18 protein-coding genes and 2 pseudogenes are annotated in these 26,620 nt (G+C 60.7%); 11 read left to right on the forward strand and 9 right to left on the reverse strand.

Annotated features, from left to right (window positions below):
* The first annotated feature begins 442 nt into the window (after positions 1-442).
* From AC5FRW_RS13020 to AC5FRW_RS13030, 3 genes and pseudogenes are all read left to right on the forward strand, one after another.
* Entirely contained in the window at positions 443-1,177 is a 735-nt protein-coding gene (locus AC5FRW_RS13020) for a sensor histidine kinase (protein WP_493568889.1), read from the forward strand.
* Between the two features lie 74 nt (positions 1,178-1,251).
* Positions 1,252-1,772 (forward strand): annotated as a pseudogene (locus tag AC5FRW_RS13025) (transposase domain-containing protein); the annotation flags it as partial.
* A 91-nt stretch (positions 1,773-1,863) separates the two neighbouring features.
* Positions 1,864-2,536: pseudogene (locus AC5FRW_RS13030) on the forward strand (hypothetical protein).
* An 11-nt stretch (positions 2,537-2,547) separates the two neighbouring features.
* Here the strand turns inward: AC5FRW_RS13030 and AC5FRW_RS13035 are convergent.
* From AC5FRW_RS13035 to AC5FRW_RS13045, 3 genes are all read right to left on the reverse strand, one after another.
* Positions 2,548-3,351 carry a DUF6036 family nucleotidyltransferase gene (locus AC5FRW_RS13035; RefSeq protein ID WP_493568890.1) on the reverse strand — a complete coding sequence of 268 codons (804 nt, stop codon included), beginning with the start codon at positions 3,349-3,351 and terminating at the stop codon, positions 2,548-2,550.
* Complete coding sequence (locus AC5FRW_RS13040; RefSeq protein WP_493568891.1) at positions 3,348-4,274, reverse strand: helix-turn-helix transcriptional regulator; 927 nt, start codon at positions 4,272-4,274, stop codon at positions 3,348-3,350. The genes AC5FRW_RS13035 and AC5FRW_RS13040 overlap by 4 nt, the downstream gene beginning before the upstream one ends.
* Before the next feature lie 209 nt (positions 4,275-4,483).
* Positions 4,484-5,242, reverse strand: a complete 759-nt coding sequence (locus AC5FRW_RS13045; protein WP_493568892.1) for a creatininase family protein — start codon at positions 5,240-5,242, stop codon at positions 4,484-4,486.
* Between the two features lie 380 nt (positions 5,243-5,622).
* Here AC5FRW_RS13045 and AC5FRW_RS13050 point away from each other — a divergent pair, with 380 nt between their 5' ends.
* Both AC5FRW_RS13050 and AC5FRW_RS13055 read left to right on the forward strand, forming a co-directional pair.
* Positions 5,623-6,255 carry a peptide-methionine (S)-S-oxide reductase MsrA gene (locus tag AC5FRW_RS13050; protein WP_493568893.1) on the forward strand — a complete coding sequence of 211 codons (633 nt, stop codon included), beginning with the start codon at positions 5,623-5,625 and terminating at the stop codon, positions 6,253-6,255.
* Positions 6,256-6,562: 307 nt separating this feature from the next.
* Positions 6,563-6,862: a winged helix-turn-helix transcriptional regulator gene (locus AC5FRW_RS13055; RefSeq protein WP_493568894.1), complete on the forward strand. Its 300-nt coding sequence runs from the start codon at positions 6,563-6,565 to the stop codon at positions 6,860-6,862.
* Between the two features lie 375 nt (positions 6,863-7,237).
* On the opposite strand, the gene merB is transcribed toward AC5FRW_RS13055, so the two are convergent.
* The 4 genes from merB to AC5FRW_RS13075 form a co-directional block, all read right to left on the reverse strand.
* The gene (gene merB, locus AC5FRW_RS13060; RefSeq protein WP_493568895.1) at positions 7,238-7,804 is read right to left on the reverse strand and encodes an organomercurial lyase; all 567 of its coding nucleotides are present in this window, start codon (positions 7,802-7,804) and stop codon (positions 7,238-7,240) included.
* A gap of 253 nt (positions 7,805-8,057) precedes the next feature.
* Positions 8,058-8,381, reverse strand: coding sequence for a tRNA-binding protein (locus AC5FRW_RS13065; RefSeq protein ID WP_493568896.1), 324 nt, complete (start codon positions 8,379-8,381; stop codon positions 8,058-8,060).
* Positions 8,382-8,477: 96 nt separating this feature from the next.
* A complete protein-coding gene (locus AC5FRW_RS13070) occupies positions 8,478-11,360 on the reverse strand; it encodes a UvrD-helicase domain-containing protein (RefSeq protein ID WP_493568897.1) in 2,883 nt (960 codons plus the stop codon).
* Positions 11,357-13,942: a PD-(D/E)XK nuclease family protein gene (locus AC5FRW_RS13075; RefSeq protein ID WP_493568898.1), complete on the reverse strand. Its 2,586-nt coding sequence runs from the start codon at positions 13,940-13,942 to the stop codon at positions 11,357-11,359. Before AC5FRW_RS13075 ends, AC5FRW_RS13070 begins: the two co-directional genes overlap by 4 nt.
* A 1,098-nt stretch (positions 13,943-15,040) precedes the next feature.
* On the opposite strand from AC5FRW_RS13075, the gene AC5FRW_RS13080 reads away from it, so the two are divergent.
* Positions 15,041-16,177, forward strand: a complete 1,137-nt coding sequence (locus AC5FRW_RS13080) for a TrmB family transcriptional regulator (RefSeq protein WP_493568899.1) — start codon at positions 15,041-15,043, stop codon at positions 16,175-16,177.
* A 19-nt stretch (positions 16,178-16,196) separates the two neighbouring features.
* Here the strand turns inward: AC5FRW_RS13080 and AC5FRW_RS13085 are convergent, their stop codons facing one another.
* Together AC5FRW_RS13085 and AC5FRW_RS13090 are read right to left on the reverse strand one after the other, a co-directional pair.
* A complete protein-coding gene (locus AC5FRW_RS13085) occupies positions 16,197-18,428 on the reverse strand; it encodes a glycoside hydrolase family 3 N-terminal domain-containing protein (protein WP_493568900.1) in 2,232 nt (743 codons plus the stop codon).
* 57 nt (positions 18,429-18,485) lie between these two features.
* Positions 18,486-20,138, reverse strand: coding sequence for a CRTAC1 family protein (locus tag AC5FRW_RS13090; protein ID WP_493568901.1), 1,653 nt, complete (start codon positions 20,136-20,138; stop codon positions 18,486-18,488).
* Positions 20,139-20,595: 457 nt separating this feature from the next.
* Here AC5FRW_RS13090 and AC5FRW_RS13095 point away from each other — a divergent pair, with 457 nt between their 5' ends.
* Genes AC5FRW_RS13095 through AC5FRW_RS13115 form a run of 5 tightly spaced genes read left to right on the forward strand, consistent with a single transcriptional unit; the run spans position 20,596 to position 26,553 of the window.
* Positions 20,596-22,332 carry an ABC transporter substrate-binding protein gene (locus AC5FRW_RS13095; protein WP_493568902.1) on the forward strand — a complete coding sequence of 579 codons (1,737 nt, stop codon included), beginning with the start codon at positions 20,596-20,598 and terminating at the stop codon, positions 22,330-22,332.
* A 21-nt stretch (positions 22,333-22,353) separates the two neighbouring features.
* Positions 22,354-23,358, forward strand: coding sequence for an ABC transporter permease (locus AC5FRW_RS13100; RefSeq protein ID WP_493568903.1), 1,005 nt, complete (start codon positions 22,354-22,356; stop codon positions 23,356-23,358).
* Positions 23,345-24,364, forward strand: a complete 1,020-nt coding sequence (locus AC5FRW_RS13105) for an ABC transporter permease (RefSeq protein WP_493568904.1) — start codon at positions 23,345-23,347, stop codon at positions 24,362-24,364. Before AC5FRW_RS13100 ends, AC5FRW_RS13105 begins: the two co-directional genes overlap by 14 nt.
* Entirely contained in the window at positions 24,365-25,453 is a 1,089-nt protein-coding gene (locus tag AC5FRW_RS13110; RefSeq protein ID WP_493568905.1) for an ABC transporter ATP-binding protein, read from the forward strand.
* Complete coding sequence (locus AC5FRW_RS13115; protein WP_493568906.1) at positions 25,450-26,553, forward strand: oligopeptide/dipeptide ABC transporter ATP-binding protein; 1,104 nt, start codon at positions 25,450-25,452, stop codon at positions 26,551-26,553. The genes AC5FRW_RS13110 and AC5FRW_RS13115 overlap by 4 nt, the downstream gene beginning before the upstream one ends.
* The last annotated feature ends 67 nt before the right edge of the window (positions 26,554-26,620 follow it).

Below are 26,620 nucleotides of genomic sequence, written 5' to 3' on the forward strand. Positions count from 1 at the left end.
TACTTGAAGGATGATGAAGTAACCAGACTACAGAATTCAGAACATATAATATTCCAGCTGTAGTGAATTAGTCTACACACATTACCAATGAGTGATTCCGTGGGTGAACGGGTGGAAAACCAGTGGTTGTCGGCCGTGCTTGAACTGCATACAACAGTAGCCGAGCTGGCGTGTTCGACTGCGCTGTCGCCCGGCTTGCTCTTGCAACGGAAGACGAGTTAGTGCCGACCGCCAGTTCTCAGGACGAACCAATCGAAGAGATTGCGCCCGTACCCACGACGTTTGGCTATGCTGGCCAGGCGTTTCAGTCCGGATCGACGATCTCACCGACACGCGATCTGCAAGCTCGGAATCTTCACTGACAGCTTCTGGTGTTGGACCACAACCGACTTGCCACCGCCATCGAGCACTGGTAAGTATCCCACTCGAGGAATACGGCGTCGTGCAATTGTATTCGTCTGAGGCAGGTGCATTTACCGAACGAGATGAAGAGCGAGCAGCCCTGTATGCCAACCACGTCTGTACTGCTCTCGATCAAGCCGAGACTATCGCACAGCTTCGCACGCAACGCGACCGCAATCGAGAATTTGCCGAGCTAGTGAGCCACGACTTACGTAATCCACTGCAGGTCCTCCGTGGTGCGCTGGATGGAATCGGTGATACTGGCGATCGATCCCACCTCGAGAGGGGCTATCGGGCACTCGGGCGGATGGAATCGCTCGTCGACGATGTGTTGGTGTTGGCTCGTACCGGCGACCAGATCACTGAGAAAGAATCGGTTGATCTCGACCAACTCGCAGAGACCTGTTGGCAGACCATTCCGACCGAGGACGCAACACTCCGAGTTGCATCGGGTCTCTGTCTTGAGGCCGACAAAGACCGGGTACAACAGCTCCTCGAGAACCTGTTTCGTAATGCTGTCGAACACGGTGGTACGGACGTCACCGTCACGATTGGCGAGATGGAAGATGTATTCTATGTTGCCGGTGACGGATGCGGAATCGCACCTGCCCTTCAAGAGCAAATTTTCTATGACGGCTGCTCATCGACAGCCGATGGGACTGGCATAGGACTGGTAATCGTCGCGACCATCGTTGAGGCGCACGACTGGGAAATCTCCATGAGTGACAGTGAAGATGGAGGCGCACGGTTCGAGACCAGCGGGATCAGTAGTTAGTATGACCGGCCCCAATCATTCTTGACGTTCGTGTGATGGGATAGTGGGTGATGGCACTGTCTAGTTGAGGGATGAGCGACCCGCAGACGGTAGCGCCGTCGCGGGTCGCGGTCGACGAGAAGCAGATCGAAGTCGCCGGCGAAAAGAAGTGGTTGTTTGCGGCGATCGACACCAACTCGAAGCTACTGCTCGAAATCGACGTATTCAGTCGCCGTGGGACCGATCCTGCGGCGTTCACGAGAACGCAGTTCTCGTGCAGCCCATCAGAAATCTAAGATTTCTGAGGACGGCGTTCCTGTACCGACTCACCGAGAAACACGACCTCGCCGATACAGAGTGTCTCGTCGATGCTGGTGGCTAACTGACTGCCCTCGCACGTCACGAATTGAGCGGTCGGCTCAACTATCGAACTCGGAACCATATCGAAAAGTGGTTCCAGACCGTCACCATACGAATCGACCGCTTCCACACGTTCTGGCGGGGCAGTCAATCGAGTACCAGACAGTGGTTACGACGCTTTAGACACCACTACAACCACGAACGACCCAATCAAGCACTCGACGGACGAACGCCAGCGCAGGAGGTTCTGAACTAGACAGTGCCTGGTGATGGATTCCTTCCGCTCTGTTGGTTGATTTTTGTGCGCCCGCCGAGGGGCGGAGGCGCGTTCTAACCTCCGTCGAATAATGACTGAACCCTATCTCACGACGGTCCTCGAGGAAGCCGAGCACGTTGCCGAGCAACACGACCAGGTCGCTCGTACGACAGACAACCAAGCCCACGAGTACCTCCGATACGCCGTCTTCCGGGTGCTCGAAGGCGAGGCGGAACACCTCCCAGCAGACTGGACGCCGATCGACGGCGTCACGGTGGGCTACGGAAGCGATGACGCGATGTTCGACAGATGGGGCTCCAGCGAAGACTGGTGGGAGACCGTCCCGCCGCAAGAAGCGTGTACCCGCTTCCGATTGTTCTTCCCGGACGACCACCAGACGGTTCCCTCGCGACATCGTCGACGTGATGGCTGCGCTCGGGGCCTAGCGAGTGTGGACCGGGAGCGCAGCGGCGTGCGGCTCCTACGACCATCGCGAGCGCCGTGAGGTCCACTACCTGTGGCCGGAAGGCCATTCGGTGGAGGTAGTGCTCCACGAGCGACTCAGTGGCCCTGCGGAAGCCGTCGCACCCGACGGTGGTCGAACGAGCGACGTTCGCAACCGACTGGTCGTCGACAAATCGTGTACCTGTCCCGACTGGCAGCAGCGCTCACCCGAAGGCGGCTGCAAGCACCTGCGCCGCGTCGATCACGAGATTAAACGGGGCCGCGTTCCCCGCCCAGACGGCCGCCTCCCTTCCCCGTAATCGTGACCGGACTACTCCACAGGACGGACTGTGTCGCCATCCCGACGGACCCGATCGAACGTTGAGAGATACGTGAGCCGGTCGTGAACCTCGTCAGTATCCAGCTCCAGTTCGGCGGCCAGTTCATCGACGGTCATCGGCTCGTCGAGTGCCTGGAGGACTTCGAGCCCCCGGTAGTATCTATTCGTGAGCTCCTGGACGCGGGCCTCGATCGGCGTGGTCACCCCGTACCGCTCCTCGAGTTCGACCAGGGCCTCGTTCGCGAACGTGGCGAACTGATCGTCCCCTAGGCGTTCGATCTGGGCTTCGAGTTCATCCCGGACGACGTCGTAATCGAGGCCGGCCTGCACGAGCATAGTCATGTCCTCGATGTCGTCGTCGCGGCCTGCGATCGACTTGAACAGGAAGATATCCTCATTGCTGACCAGCCAGACCGTCAGTCGATCCGTGTCGAGGAACGGCTCGCTGCGCTCTTGCATCCCGTCGGTGAGCACGAGCTTGTTCGCGACCTGCTGGTTGAAGATATCGAGGCGACACCCATCGTCGTTCTCGACGCAGCTCGTCGCGCCAAGTGCCCGATAATCTGGATCCAGCGACTGGACCTCCGCATACCCGAGGTCCATCAGGACGGCCCACAGCTGGCCGTACGCGTCGCCATCCGGGACGACCAAGTCGATATCTTTCGTCGCCCCCTTGAGGTCGCGAAGCGACATCGCGCCACCACCGATCAGGTAGACCGTGAGCGGTTCAGATAGCCCGTCCCCGATTCGCTGGAATTCGTTCTCGATGTACTTACGTCCGAATGTTGGTCTCATTGTGATAGTGGCACCTCGTAGTCAGCCGCCAGCTTCTGGAACTCGTCCCACTCCGGGAGTCGCTCGTCGTCGACCTCGCCGTGCGTCTCGAGGTAGCGCAGCAAAGCGTCGATTTCGTCTTCAAGGCCATACTTCACCGCCTGCTCTCGGAGCTCCGCCTCGTCGACGTCGACGTGGCTGAGCAGGAGGAGGCAGTACGAGCGGTGACGGCTGCCGTCGTCGATCAGTAGCGTGTGACAGCAGAGCTCCGCCGGCGAGACTGCGTCGTGATCCTCGGAGTAGACGTAGTAGCGATGGCCGGTGAGCAGGAACTGGAGGTCGAAGGCCGCGAATCGAGCGAGGCCTGTTTCGTGGAACGGCTCCGCGTCGATCTCTGTTTCGGCCTGGGCGAGGAATTCGTCGTAGTCCTCCCAGAGAATCGTGCCCTTCGGGGCGACGGCTTCGAGGCGTTGACGATGCAGATGGTGTGCGAGTTCACGGGCGAACTCGTGGAGGCGGTCGAAATCGGCGTTGAAGTCATAGCGGCCGTCGGCCGTTCCGACAAGACCACGGTCACGAAACCGCTTGAGGACGCGGTTGACCGTGTTGCGGTAGTTGTCGCTCCGGTCGGCGATCTCGGAGACGGTTCGCGGCTGGTCGAGGTAGTACAGCACCTCGAGTGCCTTGCCGGTCAGCAGCTCGGGGAAGTCGATGTGGGAGTGCTGGCGGACGAGGTCCTGATAGAGTTCGACGGCGCGAGCATCCGACGAGACGACGCGTTTTCGCCGCCCATCGCGTTCCGTGTTGACGAGTCCCTTTTCGACGAGGCCGCCGACGGCACGAGAGAGGTAGCTCTCGCTGTGGTCGAGCTTCGTCGCGAGCTCGGAGATCGTGTCGCCGCGGTCGATCATGGCAAGGACCTCGAGTTCGATGCGCCGGAGCACGGTGTAACATAGTAAGAAACTTATATATAAAGAAGTTTCGAGTAGTGTTACAGCCAGCAATCGCGAGAACCGCCCCCATCGTCTTAACCAACAAAACTATGGGTTCATGGGCCGTGTTGGTTAACGTCTGCCGAGCGTTCATCTTCTCTCTTTCTTGAGCGCTGATCACTGCGGGGCGCCTATCCGCCACGAAGTCGAGGGTCTATCGATCACACTGCATCTCGTTCGGTCTCGATGTGCTCGACGTACGTCTCTACGACATTCTGGATGATCACTTCACCTGCCTCGGCGGTTGCCTCTGTCGGATCACCGAGCACCCCGTTTTCCGTGATCGATTTGAACCCCTCACTCAGCAGACGGGCTGGCGAGATATCACCTTCAGGCCCGGATTCGATGTTCTCCGTCCTGACGAGGCCTTCGTCGATGGCTAGTACCATTGCCGTCTCGGCGGCTCCGGCGTGGATCACGTCCTGGCTGTACTCAATGCCTGCTTCGCTAAGCCCCTCGTTCAGCAATTGCATGTGTTCGTCAAGATCGGCAAGTGGAATCACCGTGGCGTCGAGTTCGCGGGCAACATCGGGAGCTACGGTTGTGACCGGTCCGAAATTCCCTCCATGAGTCGGCACGAGGACGATGTACTCGAAGCCGTGTTCGTCGAGGGATCGGCAGTACGACCGGATTACGTCCATCAGCGTTTCTGGCGGGACCGTAATCGTACCGGGAAACTCCATGTGATGTCCCGAACACCCGGGACGAATCGTCGGGGCGGCGAGCGCATCGCCCAGTTCCGACGCGATCCGCCGAGAGAGTTCGTCCCCGTCGAGTGTATCCATATTCAACGGCAGATGAGGCCCGTGCTGTTCGATCGAGCCGACGGCCACGATTGCTGTCCTCGTACCGGCTTCGAGGGCTGCTTGTACCTCTGGCCATACCATCTCCTCGAGGCGTATAGTTCTGCGAGAAGACATGCATCTGAGCCTGTCCGACCAGCTTTGAAAATCTTGTGCCGGTGCAAGGCCAGTGTTAATCCGCACGCGAGACGTAAGGACCGCAATGATCGAGCGACTGTCGAACGAGACTCAATCTATTGGTGAGCTTGTAGTCTCACCCCACGGGTGTGAGTGATGGATCCGTTTCCAGCGGCTGTCCGACGGGATATTGACGGGAAAACGACCGGCCAGGGTATCGAGCAAGATGATGGGGAACCAATACAGACGATTGAACCCCAGCGATCATTCACGGACCGACGGACAGCGGGAGTCACACGTGCGATCCACGGAGTCCGGTGCCGTACCAGTTCCAGTGATGCAACGACTGCATACCGAGATCATCCGATGCGAGAACAGCGATGACACTGACACCGACGGTGCTGCGTGAGTACGACCGCAAAGCGCCAGACGGAGACGAGACTGAGACAGCGACCTTCGCACTGGGCTGTTTCTGGGGGCCGGAGGCACGGTTTGGGGCACTTGATGGCGTCGTTCGGACCCGCGTCGGCTACGCAGGCGGCACGAAGCCCGATCCGACCTATCACGCGCTCGGGGACCACACTGAGGTGTTTCAGGTCGACTTCGACCCTGCTGATATTTCGTATGCCGACCTTCTGGAACTCGTCTTCCAGCGTCACAACCCACGTCAGCAGACCCGGAAAACCCAGTATCAGAACATCGTGTTCGCGGCCACACCCGAGCAGCGCGAGCGTCTCGACGAGTTCCTGACAGCGAACGACTATTCGGACACCGATATCCAGACTCGGATCGAGCAACTCGGTGACTTCTCCCTCGCCGAGGACTACCACCAGAAACACAGCCTCCAGTCACAGCCCGCACTTCGGGATGTGTTCGAGACAGCAGACTACGACGACGCAACACTCAGGGAATCACCAGCGGCCGCGAAGCTGAACGGGTACGCTGGCGGCCACATGCTCCCGGAGGAAGATGATCTTGCGACGATCCTCTGCAGGACGAGACACAGCCGATAATACAGCACCTCTATGCGACTGGTGCCGTGGGTCTGTGCTGACTAACTACCAGTACCGCCAGACCAATCCCACATCCTGCGGATAGTCCGACCGAGTTGGGAACAGAAGTCCCTTTTCGCGTTCCTCGGAGTCGTGCTGACGCTTGATACAGCATTACTGTGGAACCTGAACCGTTTATACTGTCGAGACTGAAGTAACGGTTCAGGTGTGGTGACCAAAACCTATGGGAGATTCCCCTGACACAGAATCCGAGACGCCCGACACGGCGAACAGCGATCGAGACTGCCTCTGTCCACTGGGTGGGATAATGGATCTCCTCAGCCGTCGGTACGCGATGCAACTCGTCTGCGTCGTCGGTGCAATCGGTCCGGCACGATACGGCGACATCGAAGAAACATTCGACGGCGTGAGTAGTTCGACGCTCTCGACGAGACTCGACGAACTGGTCGAGGCTGGGATCCTCTCTCGTGAACAGTACGCGGAGATCCCCCCACGTGTCGAATACGAACGTACGGAAACTGGTGACGAACTGGGCCAGCATCTGGAGCCGCTCCTCAAGTGGGCAGAGCAAAACGACGCGGATGACATCTCAGTCGATCTGGGATAGGTAGCCGGCGCGATGCCGGGACCGAGAGAGCGAAGATCGTAAGGCGGCCTGCAGTGAGGACGAACACCATCGCTGAAACAGCCGCTTTCGGCGGTGGATCACAGCGAGACGGTGGTTGCTCATCGTACCCATCATGACACTACCCGGGAGCAAGCCACCGCCAACGTGAACTCAGGGAGCCACGACAGGCCCGCGATAGACTGGCTTCGGTCCCGGTCTCGGTGACACCAGTCTCGATTCGGAACGATCGTGGGGACCAGAACCGCTCGAACTCTCGGCACTGATCCTCTTACTGCGCGAACTTCGTTCCGCTGGAACCCAGACCGAGTAGACCGAGGCCAACCCGAGCGCCACTCATTGCGACGCTGGACACGTTCATGCGTTCGTCTCTTGTGGACTTGCCGCCGTCAGGGCAGCGGCGATGGGAACGCCAGATTCGAGCGGGATACCAACGGTGGTGGCTGCCACGCTCTCTGCCCATCGCTCGTAGCCTCCACGGGTATAGAATGCCTTCACGTACGGGCAGACGGCTCCGTAGACGTCCTTGGGTCTCGGTGTCTCGTCAGCAGGAACGTCACTTTCGGTGGCGACCCCGAACGACATGACTGCATCAGCGGGCGTGACATCGATGGGAGACCCAGGTGAGATCTGTATCTCGATGGACTCGTTCGTTGGCGTTTCGGTCTCGATTTCGACGGGTTCGTCCACGAGATGGGCCAGTGCGATTCCATCGTAGAAACACCGGAAGTAGTGGGTCTCGTCTTCGGTCTTCGCGACGTGGGGCGTTTCCTCCTCGACATGACAGAGTTCGCCGATTGCAATGCCGTCCCCTTCGACGACACTACGGATTAGCGCGATCATGTCGTCGAACGATTCGATCGAATCGCCGAAGAACCGGCTCGTGTTGTCCGCCATAGTCTCCGGAAGCTGTGCGGTCTCCACAGGTCGTTGTGCGATCCAGTTGTCCGCATTCGAGGTCTGTTCAGCCGTCTGTTCGACCGTTCGATCGGCACAGTTGCAGTCGTGATCGGACATGCACCTATACATCTATCTTCGAAGTAATTATACTGTCAAGTCCGAAGTTTTGCAGCCACTGCAGTGAATCGAAGGGAGTGGGCTAAACGAAAACGTCGGCCCGTTCTACCGTCTGTCGCTGGACGATTCACTGGACATTTTTGAGTACCGTCGAGTGCGTTCAGTAAAGGGTCCCACCGTTTGGCACCTGCTTTTCCGGAGTCACGAGGACGGGATTGCCATCGTCACCCGGAACACCGACGGTCAGTGCCTCGGATTTGAATCCCGCGATGCGGACTGATCCCAGGTTCGTCGCACAGAGCACCTGACTCCCGACGAGGTCATCGACATCGTGATGATAGCCCAGTTGGGCCGCCGACTGGAACGAGTCGTCGCCAGATTCCAGCCAGAGTTTGATCATCGCTGGCTTCTCTGCTTCGGGGAAAGCTTCGGCTTTCTGCACCTCGGCAACGCGAATCTCGACCTCGAATGGACTCTCGCTCATGCAGGGACAACTCTCTGACACTGCATAACTTGAACGGGTACTCGTCGCCTCTGGCGATAGTTCAGTGAGGCGAGGAGATGGTAGCGCCCACTGCGATCAGGTGTCGCCGAGCAACCGAATGAGTTCGTCTTTCGACAACGGTTCGACAAACACACGCTCTCCCGCCCCCGTGTAGTAGATCGACGCCGACACCGATCGCTCCCCGTACTCCGCATCGAGGACGTGGTAGTACACGCTCAACTGTTTGCGGTACTCGCTCTCGGCGACCCGCGTCCGGTCGGTCTTGTAGTCGATAATCTCGACTGCCTCGTCCACGTGGACGAGGTCGACGACCCCCGAGATCACCACCTGCTCGTCCCCGAACGACAGCGGCAACACGGCCTCCGTCTCGACGAACACGGCACCGTTCAGGTCGTCCAGCAACGCGGCGATGCGCTCCTCGTGTTCGTTCGATGGCTCGACTGCGTCTCCCAGCGCGTATCGCTCGGCGAATTCGTGAACCCGGGAGCCGAAGTTCAGACCCCCGCCCTCTCCGGTGTCACGCTCGCCCACTTCGACCGCCTCGCCGACTTCCTCGAACACACTGTCATCCATCAGATCGTGGGGGGTATAGCCCGCTGGCTCGTCCGGCGGTGACACGCTGAACGGGAGTTGCGTCTGGGTCGGCGTCGACGACCGAGCAGACTCCACGTCGGCACTCACTTCCTGTACGTCCACGGGCAGCCCATCGAGGAACGGACTCGGGTCCGTCCCGGCCAGCACCAGATGGTGCTCTGCTCGCGTAATCGCCACGTACAGCAGCCGTCGCTCTTCGTCGTAGCCGTCGGGGAGACAGCGTCGTAGCACGTCATAGCGCCAGTTGTCGTAGACGTGGGGATACGCTCCGACTTCGCTGTAGCACTTGCGCTGGCGGACCCCGATCGACTCTTCGTACCGCAAGACGCCCGAGGAACGAGTCGACGGCGGGAAGCAGCCATCGTTCACGTTCGCGAGGATCACGATGGGATACTCTAACCCCTTCGCCGCGTGGATCGTTTGAACGGTCACCGAGTCCGCCCCGGCGTTCGTGGTGACGGCGTGCGTGCTGGCGTTGTCGATCCCACGTTCGATCAGGCGGATCAGATCGCCCGGTGTCATCGTCGTCGACTCGTGGATCGACTGGATCAGGTGCAGGAGTTCGTCGGCGTACTCACCGCGTAGTCCATACCGCTCGAAGACGCGCCGTGCGACCGCCCCGACAGTCGAGAGCGCCGCCAGTTCGTCACGGAACCGCGCCATGTTCGATGGGTACATCTCGCGGTTGAGGATCCCGTTGCTCTCGTCGAGCGTGTAGCCTGCGCGTTCGAGGACCACTGCCCAGCCCCGGTCCGAACCACTGTCGAGGATCCGCAGCCACGCGAGCAGTAGCTTCGCCGGATCGCTGTCGAACAGTTCGACCTCGCCGTCGTATGCCATCGGGAAGTCGTACTCCTCGGCCACCGAAAGCAGCTCGCGGCCGTAGGAGCGCGTTCGCGTCAGGACGGCGATGTCGTCGTAGCTCGGTTCGACCAGTTCGCCGTCGTCGTTCTCGATCAGATACTCGTCACTGTCGTCCGCCACGATCGACTGAATCTTCGCCAGCACCGCCTCGTGTTCGTCTTCGTGGGTGATGGCGTCGATCCGGGTCACGTCGTGGTCGGCGTTCGACCGGAGTGGCTCGTCGCCATCGAGGACAGTGTCGGACACCGACTCTGAGTGCTTTGCCGGCGTCGTGAGCGCGTTTCGAGAGAAGTCCAGCACGGTCTGAGTCGATCGGTAGTTCTCGATTAGCTGGATGTGTACGATGTCGTCAGTTGCAAACGACACTCGATCCGTCGCGCCGTCGTCGTTCAGGTCGGCGGCAAACTGCCGGAGTCGCTCGTCGAACTCGACGATGTTGTCCACGTCGGCGTACTGAAACGAGTAGATCGACTGCTTCCAGTCGCCGACGACACAGAGGTTGTTCGTGCCCGCGAGCAGGAGTGCCAGTTTGAACTGGATCTCGCTGGTGTCCTGAAACTCGTCGACCATCACGTAGTCGAAAGACACTCGCTCACGAACGGCGGGGTCCTCACAGAGCGTGACGAAGGCAAAGAGTTGCAGGAAGCCGAAGTTCAGGTAGTCACGCGAGAGCGCGAATTCGAGGTATTCGAAGTACAGATCGTGGACGAACGCCTTCAGTTGCTCCCGGTCGGCGTCGAACACGTCCCGGGCGATGCTGTCGTCGAGTTGCTTGGTCCCGCGGCCCCCACGAATTTCTGCCTTCGACGGCCCATTAGGATGATACGTCTTCTTGCTCCCGAATCGAGACAGATCGTCGCGCAGTTCCGACTGTTTTCGGCCATCGTTCCGGGGCTGATTTCGGTCGTCGAAGTACTGCTTGAACCGCTCGAAGTCACCGTCGAGGGCAGTTTCGCCGTCACGATACCACCCCTCCGCGGTCGGGAAGACGCCTTTCGCGGCGAGTTCGTTGATGAGGTCGAGTCCCTCCAGCGGGTCAGAGAGGGTCCGGAACAGGTCGCCGTACTCGGGGTGGGTGTCGCGAAACTGGCCGTAGAACTCCCGGAACAGTTCGTGTTCGACGAGGTCGTCCTCGACGATGTCGACGGCATCGGTGATCCGGTCGTCGATCCCGAGATGTGTCGGTGCCTCGTAGCCGTGTGCATCGAGCAGGTCGTGACAGTAGGAGTGAAACGTCTGGATCGGTGCGTCGGCGAGTTCGCGCATACCGTAACTACAGTGCTCGACGATCCGCTCGCGCATCTCCGTCGCCGCGGAGTTCGTGAAGGTCACGAGCAACACGTCCTCTGGTTCGACGCCGGCCTGATCGACGATGTTCGCGTAGCGACGTGTGATGGCGAAGGTCTTTCCTGTCCCCGCACCGGCGTCGACGTGATAGATTCCCTCTGTCTCGTCGATCAGCCGCTGTTGGCGCTCGTTCGGCGTGGGTGCGTCGCTCATCGGTCCCCCTCCAGTAGCAGGTCGGGGTGGTCGACCCGTCGCTCGTTTGGCTCGCCGGCGGTCCCTTCGACCGGGAACCGCTCTTCGCCGCGACGCCGGGCGTTCAGTTCGTCGAGGCGCGCCTCGACGAACGCCTCGAATCGGTCCAGATCCTCCGTGAAGTAGTTCTCCTTTCGAACACCGTTGAGCGCGCGAATCGCCTGATCACAGCCCTTCTCGGCGTCGACTCCGTCTGTCGCTGTCGCGACGGCATCAGTGAACGACGCCGCGAACTGCGAGTCGCGGAGTTCGCCCTTGTCGGTCGTCTCTGGGAACGTCAGGTCGTCCATGATCGCCCGGTATCTGTCGAATCCGAGTTCCTCGAACGTCGCCACACAGTCGTTGTAGCCGTCCATGAGCACGTCGTAGGCCGCCCGCGTCGCGACGTACTCGTCGAACGTCGTCGGGTAGTAGGTGACCGTCGTGACGGCGTCCTCGATGGCTCCCCCGCCGGTGACAATGTCGTCCAGCGGTTCGAGAAAGTGCAGGAAAGCGAAGGTCAGACGCTCGTCAGGCCGGACCGTTCGGAAGTGAGCGAGATAGGCCAGTGCCTGATAGTTCACCGTATCGCCCGGTGGGTCCACTGCAGACCGTTTGACGACTGAATAGGCCGACTTCTGTGCTCCACTCTTGTAATCGAGCAGCCGGTTCGGTCCGTGGACGAGATCGATCTTGCCCTTCACGCCGATCTCGTCGTTCTCGAACCACCGCTCCGTGAGCGCCGAATCGATCGGTTCGTCGAAGTGCTCCGCGAAGGTGTTGGTCCCCCAGCCAGAAGCGGGCGTCAAGAACGCGCCGTCGCCCGGTGGGTTCGCGTCGAGATACTCGACGATGACTTCACAGCCAGCCCGGTAGCGGGCTTCACAGAGTGCCCGCTCGGTCTCGTGGTGAAACACCTGTGCTTCCTCGTACATCACGTCGACGACGGCGTCGAGACCGATATCGTCGATCACCGCTGGGTGGGCAACGTAGAACTCGGCGAAGTCGTGGAAGCAGTTCCCCTCGCGGAAGTAGTCCCGATCGGGCGAGTCGACGAGGCGACTGAAAAAGTAGTCCCGCGGACTGTTGACGTAGGTGTTCAGACTCGACTGGCTGATCGTCTCGACGGTCGTCGTCTCTACGGTGTCGTCGAGGGGTTCTCGTTCGAAGCCGTCGCTGTCGGTCCGAAGCGTTCGTGTATGCGAAACCGAGTCGAGGTCGCTGAACCGCTCGAACTCCTCGTCGAGCAACTCCGAGAAGTACAGACACGGTGTCACTGGCTGGCCGCCGCTCGTGTCCTGCACGAGGTAGTACTGGTCGGTGCCGCTCTGGATGAGGTGTTGAAAGCGCTGGAGCGAGCGCTCGACGTGTGCCTCCGTGTCGATCCAGGGGCGATTCGGGACGCTGTCGGTCCACGACTCGTCGAGTCCCAGATGAAAGACGACAGGCCGGTCGACGTAGTCCCCTGACTGTGCATCGGCCAGTAACACGCCTTCGTTTTCCCGGTCGACAGGGACCTCGTAGCGCGACAAATACGTCGTCAGGTCGTCCAGTCGCCCCCGCGTCACTCCTGTCTCGTGAAGCCCGAGTGCAATCAACTCCTCACGCAGGCGCCCGAGCGACGCGTCCAGTTCCGACTCGAAGGCTTCGAGTACGTCGCCGAAGGTGCGTGACCCGACCGACGCTGCCAGTGACCGAAGCCGCTCGACTTCGGGATGGTCGAACGCCGCGAGCCGTTTCTCGTCGTGCTCGACACTGATGGTGCTGTCCAGTTGCGACAGCAGCGGGCGCACGTCCCCGACGGTCGTCTCCGAGCCACGATAGGCCAGCCCCAACAGCGTGAGGTAGGCTCGAAGCGCCGGACTCTCTGCGAAGCCCGGCCCGCCGTAGTACGGAATGGCTGCGGTCTCCAGTGCTGCTTCGACGAGCGACGAGTACTGGCTCCCGGCGTCGAGAACTACTGCGACGTCCTCGGCAGTCTCCGAATCGATCGTCTCGACGAGGGCCTCGACGATTTCGCTCGGCGACTCGAAGATACTGAACGTCGGGCAGGGAACGTCGTCGTCGAGCAACAGCGAATAGGTGTCGTACTCCGGGGGCAGTATCGACCGTTCCAGTGGGGTGAACTGTTCGATCCCGGCGACGGCAACTGACTTGTCGCCGTCGACCTCACACTGGTCGAGCTGACCGACTGTCGTCCTGACATCGGAGAGGGCCTCGACGACCTGATTCGTCGTCTCGTCGACGAAGCGGTCGTACTCCCGGATCGCTGTCCGGCTGCCGTCGTACTCCCAGCAGCCGAGTACGTTCTCGATCGCGTAGCTCAGTTCGTTCCAAGAAGCATCGATTTCGTCGACGAGTTCGAGAAACGCGTGTCGATCCTCTGCTGTCTCTTTGCGCCCCGCCGCGTACCGCCGCGGGGTCGTCGCGAACGTCCCAAAGTGCGGGCGGTCGATGCGGCGATTGACCGCACTCGCCAGTGCCCCGTCGGGGACGAGCACGAGATCGTAGTCGGCCACCTCCTCGTAGAGCGTCTGAAGGGGTTTCGCACGTGTAATTGACACACCACATAGACACCAATCGGTATGAAAAAACTATCCGTGAGTGTCTGACCGACGACGCCGACTGTTTCCCACCGACTGTGTTCTCAGAGTTAAAAACCATGGCGAACGCGTCGTACCCCCCGTACGACTGGGACACCGCCGACGCTCAGTTCCACTGGACGGGTCGTCGATCCTCTGAGCGAACTGATCGAAACTCCGTAGTGGTCTGGATCACAGCGTCGTGCCCAATCACACTAGCCCGTTCGAATTCCACGATTCTAAAAGCAAAGAATCAAAAGCAAATTCAAATATTCGATATAAACCCTGTGTGAAGGAATTTAACTTCATACATGAGAAGTACAACTCTCGTCGTGGGTATCTTGCTTAGACATTTATGCTATTAGAATCAGATAATTCGACTTCCCAACTTATGTACCTCTATTTTTCCGCACAACACTCTATTATGGTGATATATATGGTATTTCGATCCTGTATGGTGATTTCGAAATCAGTGCTATACATGTCCCACACGCCTTCCTCGTATCCTCGTCACCGTGACTCTCTGTTGAGCGGGCTGCTCTGCATCTTCGCGGTGAGAGGCTTGGGTGTCCCGATGCATCGCCCGCTACGATCTTCCAACCGCGAGAGATAACACATGTACTCCTGTTATATTAGCTGCTGGGGCACGACACTCCTTGAAGCACACCGATACGTGTACTGGCCTCGACGGAACACCGAGAGTCGATCGAGGATTCCGATCTCTGGCTTCGATACACCAAACGGAGATTGTACGTCTTTCTCCCGTTCGATATCGACGGCCCGATACTGCCATCTCTCGATCCGACTTCACAGCCACCCCTCACATAAAATATTAATTTGGCAATTACAAAGGAATATCGAACCTATCGACTATCATACTATACTGGTCCTCACTACTTTCTCAGCACCACTTTTCACCGCACAGGACCACAAGCATCTCCGGAATCTCCGCTAGCTAAAACTGCTCCTATATATTACCTTTCCTCGCTACCTTTCTTTACGAAAACCTATCTAACTCCTTATCTATTCCTCAGTCCACCTATGGTAAACATTCATACGCCTGGGCACAGGCCATCCTGTATGGATCGCGATACGCTGAAACGAGCGCTCGAAAACGCGGACCTCACCAGCTACGAGGCAGAGGCGTACCTCACCCTCGTCGACTACGGCCGGTTGCCGGCGGTCGACGTTGCGAAGAAGTCCGATGTCCCGACCTCACAGGTGTACGACACACTTCGGTCACTGGAGACGAAGGGGTTCGTCGAGACGATCGATCAGGATCGGCTGCACGCAGAGCCGTCGAACCCGGTCGATATCCTCACTCACCTGCGCATGCGAGGTGAGCTATTCACCGACGCTGCCGACGAACTCGAAGATCGGTGGGAACAGCCAGACCTGAAAGACCATCGGGTGGGCGTCGTCAAGCACGCCGAAACGGTGCTCGAACACGTCCGCGAGCAGGTCCGCGAGACCGATATCGCCGTCGAGATCGCGCTCACGGCCGACCAGTTCGAGTCGCTGCGTACGGAACTGAAGTCGGCCGCTGACCGGGGTGCGATCGTTCACGTCGCGATCTACTACGAACCGGCGTTAGCCGACCGGAGTGAGTCGTGGGATCTCGAACAGACGAACCTCGAAGTGCGCGTCGTCAACATCCCCGGCCCGTTCCTTGCCATCCTCGATCGAAGTCGAACGTACTTCGCTCCGAACTCGCGGGCCACGGAGAACTACGGTATCCTCATCAACGACAATATTCTCTCGTTCATCAATCACTGGTACTACCAGACCTGCCTCTGGTACTCCTGGGAACCGTTAGTCCCCCAACAGCAGCTCCCGAAGCCGTACATCAGCCTCAAGGAGTTCATCCGAGATATCTCGACACTGTATCATGACGGTGCGAACATCGCCGTAACCGTCTCCGGTCTCGATGTCGAGACACAGGAGTTCCGAACGGTCACGGGAACGGTCTGTGACCTCTACTATCCAAACGTCTTCGCCGACGATTCGCCCTCGCTCGAACGCCTCTCGACGTATTCGATCGTCTCGCTCGATACGGGTGAGGAGGTGCTCACCGTCGGTGGGTGGGGGGCAGTGTTCGAGGATATCGAGGCCCAGAAGATCACGCTCGAAGCCATCTCGTTCGACGACCCCGGTCACACCGACAGTCGTGGCCGCTCACCCGGACGTCCCCGTGACAGCGTGCGGTCTACCCGGTGAAGATCGCCAACGGACCGTCTCAGTCGTCGGTCGTCTCGACCGTGAGTTCGACTGTCTGTTCGCCGACGTGAACCGAGTATTTACCGGGCGTCGTCTGTCGGACGCCACCGTCGTCCAGTCGGCCTAATTCGGTGCCATGGAGTTCGATTTCGGCCGTCACGTCTTCTCTGCCGTCGAGTGAAATGCGCTCGAAACCACGAAGTTCACGTACCGGCGTGATACGCGGACTCGCGTGGTCGGTGACGTACACCTGCACGACATCGCTGCCAGAGCGATCGCTGACGTTCTCGACGGGGACCCTGACCGTCGTGGTCTCGTGGGGACCGATCGTCGATTCTGCCAGCGTTATGTCACCGTACTCGAAGTCCGCGTAACTGAGTCCATGACCGAACTCGAACAGCGGATCGTACGACGAAGGGTGCTCCTCCTGGCCGATCGGTGTGGGGTGTGGGAAGTGATTGAACCGCGTCTGTAGGTGCCCCATCGACTTCGGGATCGAGATCGGCAGTCGACCGCTCGGGTCGTTGTCGCCAAAGAGGGTTTCGGCGACGGCCTGCCCACCCATCGTGCCGGGGTAGTACGCCATGAGGAGGGCCGGTACGTTCTCGGCCATCCAGTCGACGATGAGCGGCCGGCCTGTGACCAGCACCCCGACGACGGGGGTCCCCGTTTCGTGGATCGCTTCGACGAGTTCGCGTTGTGCGTCCGGGAGCGACAGCGTGTGCCGGTTCGGGAACTCGTCCGGTTCGGTGCCCGTATCCACCGTCGGACCGAACTCGTGGAGGTACCACGGTTCGCCGACAGCAACGACTGCAACGTCGCTCTCTTCGGCGGCCGCCGCGGCCGCGTCGACGTCGAGTGTGTCGTTCATCGTCGCCCCCTGTTCGTAGACGACGGTCCCGGTAGTGGTTGCCTCGATCCCGTCGCGAATCGTCACGACATCGGTCCCCTCGGGGTCGGGGACGCTCCAGCCACCGAGCTGGTGGACCACGTCGTCCGCGTTCGGCCCGGCGACGAGGACGTCAGCGCTCTCGTCAAGCGGGAGGAGGTCGTCGTTTTGCAGGAGTGTCATCGAATCACGCGCCACGTCGAGGGCGACTTCGCGATGGGCGCTGGCACCGACAACGTCTCGTGCCTCACTCGGATCGACGAACGCGTCCTCGAACAGGCCCAGTCGGAACTTCTGTTCGAGGACGCGTTCGACGCTGTCGTCGACGACAGCCTCGGCAATCTCGCCGTCCTCGACCAGCGAGACGAGGTGGTCGGCGTGGTCGGTGGCGTCGACCGACGCGATGTCGAGTCCGGCCGTCCGGGTCTGACGGACGGAGCCACGGTGATCCGAAGCGACCTTGTGATCTCGATGGAGCATCTGGACGCCACTCCAGTCAGAGACGACGGTGCCATCGAAGCCGAGCCTCCCGCGAAGCAGATCAGTCAGATAGCGCCGCGACCCGTGTGCGGGTTCCCCGTCGATCGCGTTGTAACACGGCATCACCGACTCGACGTCCTCGTCCAGTACGTCGAGGAACGACGGCAAGAACACGTTGCGCAGCAGATACTCGGACACCTCGACGGGTGCGGCGTCCTCCCCTCGTGCCGGTTCGCTGTACGCGGGAAAGTGCTTTGCCGTGGCGATGACCGACGATGGGTCCTCGATGCCGTCACCCTGATAGCCGCGAACCTTGGCGGCCGCCAGTTTCCCACAGAGGTACGGACTCTCACCGAACGTCTCGAAGGTGCGCCCCCACCGTGGATCACGAGCGATGTCACACGTGGGAGAGTAGTTCTGCTGGGCACCAGTTCGACGTACCTCCGTCGCGGTTATGCTAGCGGCCCGCTCGACCGCCGCAGTGTCCCACGTCGCTCCCGAGCCGAGACCGTTGGGAAACGCCGTCCCCTCGGCGACGTACGCGTGCCCGTGGACGGCGTCGACGTTGAACAACAGGGGAATCCCGAGCCGTGTTTCCGAGAGTGCGACCTCCTGCAGACGGTTGACGGTCTCGACGATGTCGTCCAGCCGCATGTCAACGGCACCACCCCACCCGAACGACGCGACGGCTCCGACGTGGTGCTCCCTGATCTCCGTAGCGACGTCGTCGACGTCTTTGAACTCGTCGAGATGGCCGGCCCACGTCCCGACTAGCTGACCGACCTTCTCTTCGAGCGTCATCCGTTCGAGCAGGTCGTCGACACGCTTCGACGTCGAGAGAGTTTCGTCTCTGTACGGTGGCTGCCCGCTTTCTGACTGCATGGAGAAAACGATCCGCTTACGGACATTTATAGGTTTGGATGACCGCTCCGGACGCCGTTACGGCGGGTCCGCTGTCACGAGACCATCCTTTGTCACGCGGAGCCGCTGACCCGCTTCGACGCCGTCGAACTGTCGTTCGGTACCGTCAGGCCATCGTACGTGGAGTGTCACCGTCTCGTGGGTCCCGAGACCGACGTGTTCGACCCGCGAGTCCTGTGAGAGATAGTCGACGTTAGCAGTCTGGGTGACCACCTGTTCTGTCTCGCCGGCAGTCACGGTGACGACGGCTCCGAGCGCCGTTGCACCGTTCTCGTCGACGACGCGGAACTGGAGACTCTGCCGGTCGGCGGCAGCCGCGTTGTCGTAGACCACGAACGAATCGTCGTAGGTGGCGACCACCATCTCCTGTGCGCCGTCGTGATCGTAGTCGAGCGTCGCCAACCCTCGGCCGTCGGTCTCTTCCATCCCGTGCCGACGCTTGTCCACGCGCGAGAAGCTGACTTCGTCCGAGGTCTGCGTGGCCTGAAACACCATCGGATACGTGTAGACCGGATCGGTCCGGTTAATCCTGACGACGTGCTGAGTCGTGTGGACGAGATCACGGTCGCCGTCGTTGTCGAAATCGGTCGCGCTCGCGGCCCATCCCCACCCGCCGTGACGGACGCCGAGTTCGTCCGCCCGATCAGTGAACGCCCCCTGTCCGTCGTTGACCAGCAAGGTGTTGCCCCGCGTCCGGCTAGAGTGGATGACGAACTCGAACAGTCGCCGCAATCGTTCGTACCGCTCTTCGTCCATGCTGGCTTCGAGATCCGGGAACCAGATGTTCGAGACGAACACGTCGGGGTGGCCGTCGGCGGTCACGTCCGCGACCTCCGACGCCATGCCGTTGCGAGCGGTAGAGCCAGCGAGCGACTGGCGCTCGAACCCACCATCCTCGCGATTGATGTACAGTGTATCGTTGTTGTAGTCGTTTGCGACGTGAATGTCCGGCCGGCCGTCCCCGGTGAGGTCGGCGAAACTCGCCGCCAGACTCCAGTGGTCGCCGCTGATCGTGTCGGTCTCGACGCGTCGGAACTGCCCGCCGACGTTTTCGTAGAGGTAGTTCGGATTCCCGTTATCGGACGTGATGGTCGTCTGCAGATTGAAGTACCCTGCCGGCTTGTGCTCGCGCCACGACCCGGACTGGTAGACGAACAGGTCCGTGTCCCCGTCACCGTCGTAGTCCGCGGCCGTTGCACCTAACGGGTACGAGAGGTTTCCGATGCCGTAGTCTGTTTGCTCGAACGTCCCGCGGTCGTTGTGGTACCCGTGTACCGTCCCGTCGTGACCGAAGAGGAACAGGTCGGGCCAGCCGTCGCCCTCGACATCGACGAAGGCGGCGCTCTTGATGCGACCGTCGACCGCCGGCAGCGCGTCTCCCCGGACGAACCGTCCGCCGTGGTTCTCGAACACCGTCGGTTCCGCCCCACCGATGGCGAGGACGTCCGTCCACGAGTCGTTGTTCACGTCGGCGGCGTACACGCCGGAGTTCCCGCTGCCCACCCCGCTGGCGGTCGCCTCGTAGTGGAGTCCCGACGCCGCCGTGACGTTCTGGAACTCCAACCGTGGGTCTTCCTGTCCCGAGGTCTTCGATCCGAACGTGTCCACTGCCGAACAGCCGGCAAGCACTAGTACCGCCGACAGGACGACCGCAAGCACCATTCGTCGCATGGCTAGACCACCGTGGGCGCTTCCGCCTCGCGTGGCGTAACGAGAACGCCTCCCCGTCGATTCGTCCCGGGATCGTCGCGCATTCCGTGATTCTCCGGGGGAACGTCGTGGTCGTTGGCCTGTTCTCTCCGCCTCGATGAGGCGCGCGCACTATCGATTGTTCCTGCTGCCCGGACCCAGCGCCGGTGGGAACGGTCCCGTGACTGATCACAACGCATCAAACACGATACCGAACAGCAGGTGTTAATTCTTTTGCTGCAAGTCCCAGATTGCCACACACACCGCATCTACTACTCGTTGGCGCCGCTTCGGCGCTGGACCGGCCACGTGAACGACGCACCCGAGTGTCGGATTTAACGAAAACTTTTATTACCTATTGGTGAATCCTCCGACTGTACGCATGTCAGAAGCGACTGATGACTTTAGCGACTTGATTAGCCGCAGAAACTTCGTTAGAATGGCTGGTGTGTCCGGCGCAGCGGCGCTGGCTGGCTGTGGCGGGTCGAACAACGACAGCGAGTCGACGGCCGCCGCAGGTGATGACACCGCAACGAACACCGAGGGTGGTCCACAGGTGTACGACACTACGCTCACGGGCGCGACGAACAACGGCGTTCCGTCGAATCTCCACCTGAACCCGATGGCGACCCAGAATTACGACTGGATCGCCGGCAATCACCTCTTCGAGCGGTTCGCCGCCTACAATTTCGAAACCCAAGAGTTCGAACTGGCGGGTCTCGAAAGCTGGACCTTCGAGGACCAGACGGTCACACTCACCCTTCGCGACGACCTCAAGTGGGACACCGGCGACGATGTCACAGCCAGTGACGTGATCACACAGTTCAAGCTGATGAAAAAGACCGGCGCGACGCTGTGGGACTTCGCCGACACCGTCGAGCAAGGTGGGGACGACAAGACGGTCGTGATCACGCTCGAACGCCCGTCGAACCCCGAGATCATCAAACACACCCTGGCGAACGGTGATCTCAGAATCCACTGCTATCAGCCCGTTTACGAGGAGTTCCTCGACAAAGACGCAGCGGCCATTCAGCAGTTCAAGTGGGAAGAGAACGTCCACGGCAACGGACCGTTCAGCTTCGAATCCAAGAACGATCAGGCGTGGACGCTCTCGCGCAACGAGCACTTCCACAGCGCCGAGAATATCAATTTCAGTACGTACGAACTGCTGAATCGACAGGACAACACCGCGCTCCAGCAGGGCCTGATGGGCGGCGAACTCGACGTCGTCACGAGCCTCTTTACCCCGCCGAAGATCGTCGCGAACTTCCCCGACCGTGTCGAGGAAGTCTCCCTCCCGGCCAAGTGGGGCTACGGGATCATGTTCAACCACGACGACGCTGATTTCGGCACCAGAGCGGTTCGACAGGCCGTCGCTCACGTCATCAACCGCACACAGGTCGCCGAGAACGCGGGGCCGCGGACGAAAGAACCTGCACCGAAGGTCACCGGTATCGCGCCGACCGATCAGGAATCGTGGCTCGGCGACGACTTCGACAGCTTCGAGAGCTACGGCGTGGACGCAACCCAGTCAGAGAAGGCCGCTACGTTGCTGCGCGAGGCCGGCTACTCGAAGTCCGGCGGGAAATGGCAGGACGGCGACGGCAACACTCTCGGAGGAAGTTACGTCACGCCGGCAGGGTGGACCGACTGGACGACGGCGACAAACACCGTCGTCGATCAGCTGAACTCCTTTGGCTTCGACTTCGAGATCAATTCCCTGCCGGGCGGGGATTACTTCAGTGCCTACGTCGAGTCGGATTTCAAGCTGGGTGCATTCTACTGGCTCCCGGGGGGCGCTCGGTCGTCGTTCCCGTACTTCCCGCTGCGCTGGCAGCTGAAGGCGCCCGATATCGACGGGGGTCACAACTTCCCCGACAGCAAACAGACGATCCCGGCGATGGACGGCTCGGGCGACATGACGCTGAACCCCCTCGAAGAGATCACGAACGTGGCGACGATGCAGGACGAGCAAAAGGTCAGGGAGACGGTCCGGCGCGTCGCGTGGCATCACAATCAGAACATTCCGGTGCTCGGTCTGGTCGGCAAACTGGACCAGTCGTGGCTCACGGACGCCGAGTGGAACGTCGCGTCGGCTGACGACCCTGCTCGTGGTATCAAATGGCCGTCCCACTGGCTTCCAAAGCAGGGCAAGCTGAGCGCACCCAGTGAGTAATCTCACGAGAGGAAGTCGCTAATGGTCAACTACTACGTGCGGCGGACAGCCAGAGTGTTCGTCACGATATTCCTCGTAGCGTCGCTGACGTTCGGGCTGGTTCGATTACTCCCTGGCGGTCCGTTCACGCTGTTGCGAGCGCAACTGCTCCGGCAGGGCGTGCCAGCCGATCAGGTCGACGCCAGAATCGCGAGTCTGCAGAACATTCGGCCCGATGCGCCCCTGTGGCAGCAGTACGTCGATTACATGATCGCGCTCTTTCAGGGGAACCTCGGGGAGTCGATTTCGCTGGGCGAACCCGTCGTATCGATCCTCGCCCGCGCAGCGCCGTGGACGGTCTTCGTCGTACTGGTCTCGACGATCCTCGTCTTCGTGGTGGGCATCTTCGTGGGTTCGTTACAGGCCTACTGGGAAGGGTCCCGATTCGATCAGTTGGTGTCGGGCGCTTCGATCAGCCTGATGTCGGTCCCGTTCTACGTCGTCGCCGTCATCGCACTGTACATCTTCGCCTATCAGTTCGGCTGGCTCCCGACGGCGGGAACGGTCGCCAGTGGGGTCGAGCGAGAACTCGGCATCCCGTTCGTCGTCAGTGCCCTGAAACACAGCGTGTTGCCGATCGTCTCCTACACCCTCGGTGCCGCCGGTGGTCAGGCACTCGCGATGCGGGGCAACAGCATCCAGGTGCTCGGGAACGACTACGTGCAGGTAGCACGGCTGCGTGGCCTCTCGGATCGCCGAATCGCCACGCGATACGTCGCCCGGAACGCCATCTTGCCGATGTACACGGGCTTTTTGCTTCTACTGGGGTTCCGCCTCGGCGGGACCGTCATCTTGGAGCAGATCTTCTCGTACACCGGGCTTGGCTACTACATGATCTCGGCGTTGAACGCCAACGACTACCCGCTGATGATGGGGACGTTCCTCGTCATCACGGTGGCGCTCGTCCTCGGCGTGTACGTCGCCGATCTGACCTACAGCAAAATCGACCCGCGAATCAGTGCAGGTGAGTCTGATGAAGCATACTGAAACGGACAGCACAGATGTCGACTGGCGCAGTGAGAGTACGTCGTCGGTCGAGGTAACGATCGAAGATCGACTGCGAGAGGCGTACGAAGAGCAGATTCTGACACCGCTCCGTGTCGCGTGGGCCGACTGGCGAACGCGCTTTGGCTTCCTCATCCTCGGGGCCTACTTGGTGGTCGCGCTCGTCGCGATACTGGGCCTCTGGCGGGAGCCGTCGACGAGTCAGGCACCGCGCTATCTCATGCTGTTCGAGAACATGGACTATCCCCTCGGGACGACCGCTTCGGGAACGGACCTCGCCGCGCTCATCATCCACTCGACACCGGACATCCTGTTGATGATCACGGCCGGTGCAGTCTGGGCGACGGGGGTCGCAGTCGCCATCGGGACGCTCGCCGGGTACAAGGGTGGCCGCGTCGACCGTCTGTTGATGTCGTTTTCGGACCTCGTGATGGCGATTCCCGGTCTCCCGCTCGTGATCATCCTCGCGGTGACACTCAATCCCGAGAACCCGATCCTGCTGGGCGTCATCATCAACATCAGTTACTGGGCGGGTCTCGGCCGGTCGCTTCGCTCGCAGGTGCTCACCATCCGCGAGAACAACTACGTCGAGGCCTCCCGGACGATGGGTGTCAGCACGCCACGCATCATCGTGTCCGACATCATCCCGAACCTGATGCCCTACGTGACGGTCAACTTCGTGTTTGCCGCACGCTACGTCATGTTCGCATCCGTCGGGCTGTACTTCCTGGGCGTGTTGCCCTACTCGACGCAGAACTGGGGTGTGACACTCAACTTCGCGTACAGTGGCGGCGCGCTCTTCTCGTGGAGTGCCGCTCATTGGTTGCTGGCCCCGATGGTCGCGATCATGGGACTCTCGCTCGGACTCATCCTCCTCGGACAGGGGATGGATCGAGTGTTCAACCCCCGGGTCAGAACCCGAATGGCCGGCGAATCAACGTCGACCGCCAAAGAGGACGACGACGCCGGCGTGACGGAGGTGCTCTAGATGACGACAGATATGGTCTCGGACAAACGCGACGACCGGATGACAGCGACCGACCCGATCATCGAGATGCGCAACGCGGCAGTCACGTACGACGACGGTGAGACGTTCGTCCTCGACAACGTGAGTATGGCGGTCGAGCGCGGCGAGATGGTCGGCGTCGTCGGAGAGAGTGGCAGCGGGAAGTCGATGTTCGCATCGGCGATGCTCGATGCGATTCCCGATCCCGGGCGACTCTCCGGGGAGATACTGTATCACACGCCCGAGGGGACGACTATCGACGTGCTGGAACTCGATCAGGAAGAACTCCGGCAGTTCCGCTGGGGAGACGTCGCGATGGTGTTTCAGGGCGCGATGAGTTCGTTCAATCCGACGATGAAAGTCGGCGGGCACTTCCGTGAGACGCTGAAGGCCCACGACGCCCACGTCACCGACGGGATGGCGTTTGCACGCGAACTGCTCTCGGATCTGTATCTCGACCCCGAGCGAGTGCTGGAATCGTATCCACACGAACTCTCCGGCGGGATGCAACAGCGCGCGCTGATCGCACTCTCGCTCGTGCTCGAACCCGAGGTCCTCGTGATGGACGAACCGACGGCTGCACTGGACCTGTTGATGCAGCGGTCGATACTGATGCTGCTAGAGGAGCTACAGGAGAAGTACGACCTGACGATGGTCTTTATCACCCACGACCTCCCGCTGGTGGCCGCGCTGGCCGACCGGATGGCGGTGATGTACGCGTTCGACCTCATCGAAGTCGCACCACGCGACCAGCTCATCGGCAACTCCGGCCATCCCTACACGCGTGCCCTGCTCAATTCGACGCCGAACCTCGACGCTCCCCTCGAAGAGATGCGTGCGATCGAAGGCCAGAGTCCGGCACCGATCAACGTTCCGTCTGGCTGTTCGTACGCGCCGCGATGTCCGCTCGCGACGGACGAATGTCGGTCCGTCGACCCAGCGTTCTACGAGACGGGCAGCGATCACAGCACGGCGTGTCACCACTGGGAACAGGCCAGAGAGACTATCGACCTGAACTTCGAGACGACCGACGACGACTCGGCCGCTGCTGAGACGGAGGATCATTCATGAGCCAGTTCGACACTGCCACTGACGGGACAGCCGACGACACCACCGACACACCGCTCGTTTCACTCGAAAACGTCCAGGTCCACTTCGAGAAGGACCAGGGGTTGCTCGATGTCTTCGACGACCCCGATGTCGTCAGGGCGGTCGACGGCGTTTCGCTGGACATCGAAGAGAACGACGTGCTCGCGCTGGTCGGCGAGAGCGGCTGCGGGAAGTCGACGCTCGGGAAGACGACCATCGGTCTTCAGCGACCGACTGGCGGAACCGTCCGCTATCGCGGGCAAGACATCTGGGCAGCCAACGACGGCAGGGGCGACATCGATATCCCGTTCGACGAGATCCGCTCGTCGTTGCAGATCATCCATCAGGACCCCGGCAGTTCGTTGAACCCCAACAAGTCCATTCTCGACATCCTCGCGACGCCGATCAAGCTGACCCACCCGGACGTGGGACCCAGCGAGCGTCGAGAGCGCATCTATTCGCTACTCGAACGCGTCGGCATGAATCCCGCTGCGGACTTCGCAGACCGCTATCCCCATCAGCTCAGCGGCGGCGAGAAACAGCGCGTCGCGCTCTCCCGTGCGCTCCTGATGAACCCGGACCTGATCCTCGCCGACGAGGCGATCAGCGCGCTGGACGTCTCGCTTCGCGTCGAGATGATGGACCTGATGCTCGACCTGCAGGACGACTTCGATACGTCGTTCGTGTTCATCTCCCACGACCTCTCGAACGCTCGCTACTTCGCCGAGCACGGCGACGGCCGTATCGGCGTGATGTATCTGGGTGAAATCGTCGAAGTCGGGCCGGCTGAACAGCTGATCAAGGACCCCGGCCATCCGTACACGAACGTGCTTCGGTGGGCGACGCCCGACCTTTCGCTTCAGACGGCGAGCGCGAGCGAACCCCCGATGCGAAAGATCGACATTCCGGACCCGGTCGACCCGCCGAGTGGGTGTCGGTTCCACACTCGCTGCCCCGAAGCACGAGCGGTCTGTCAGGAGGCCTGCCCGTCCCTCACGGGTGGGACGAGCGAACACCGTACCGCCTGCTTCCGCAGTCAACCAGATCACGACTACTGGGAGAGCGACCCACTCGAAGACTGACCTCAGTCCCGTCGGGGACTCTCAATTCATCACACGGCCGTTGCTTCCAGCCCCGTGCGTCACGGAG

Source organism: Halomicrobium sp. HArcht3-1, from assembly GCF_058933345.1.

Coding starts and splice junctions, on each gene's coding strand:
- AC5FRW_RS13035 (WP_493568890.1), bottom strand. CDS start 3,351: ATGAGACCAACATTCGGACGTAAGTACATCGAGAACGAATTCCAGCGA.
- AC5FRW_RS13045 (WP_493568892.1), bottom strand. CDS start 5,242: ATGTCTTCTCGCAGAACTATACGCCTCGAGGAGATGGTATGGCCAGAG.
- AC5FRW_RS13050 (WP_493568893.1), top strand. CDS start 5,623: ATGACACTGACACCGACGGTGCTGCGTGAGTACGACCGCAAAGCGCCA.
- AC5FRW_RS13055 (WP_493568894.1), top strand. CDS start 6,563: ATGGATCTCCTCAGCCGTCGGTACGCGATGCAACTCGTCTGCGTCGTC.
- AC5FRW_RS13065 (WP_493568896.1), bottom strand. CDS start 8,381: ATGAGCGAGAGTCCATTCGAGGTCGAGATTCGCGTTGCCGAGGTGCAG.
- AC5FRW_RS13070 (WP_493568897.1), bottom strand. CDS start 11,360: ATGAGCGACGCACCCACGCCGAACGAGCGCCAACAGCGGCTGATCGAC.
- AC5FRW_RS13080 (WP_493568899.1), top strand. CDS start 15,041: ATGGATCGCGATACGCTGAAACGAGCGCTCGAAAACGCGGACCTCACC.
- AC5FRW_RS13085 (WP_493568900.1), bottom strand. CDS start 18,428: ATGCAGTCAGAAAGCGGGCAGCCACCGTACAGAGACGAAACTCTCTCG.
- AC5FRW_RS13090 (WP_493568901.1), bottom strand. CDS start 20,138: ATGCGACGAATGGTGCTTGCGGTCGTCCTGTCGGCGGTACTAGTGCTT.
- AC5FRW_RS13095 (WP_493568902.1), top strand. CDS start 20,596: ATGGCTGGTGTGTCCGGCGCAGCGGCGCTGGCTGGCTGTGGCGGGTCG.
- AC5FRW_RS13100 (WP_493568903.1), top strand. CDS start 22,354: ATGGTCAACTACTACGTGCGGCGGACAGCCAGAGTGTTCGTCACGATA.
- AC5FRW_RS13105 (WP_493568904.1), top strand. CDS start 23,345: ATGAAGCATACTGAAACGGACAGCACAGATGTCGACTGGCGCAGTGAG.
- AC5FRW_RS13110 (WP_493568905.1), top strand. CDS start 24,365: ATGACGACAGATATGGTCTCGGACAAACGCGACGACCGGATGACAGCG.
- AC5FRW_RS13115 (WP_493568906.1), top strand. CDS start 25,450: ATGAGCCAGTTCGACACTGCCACTGACGGGACAGCCGACGACACCACC.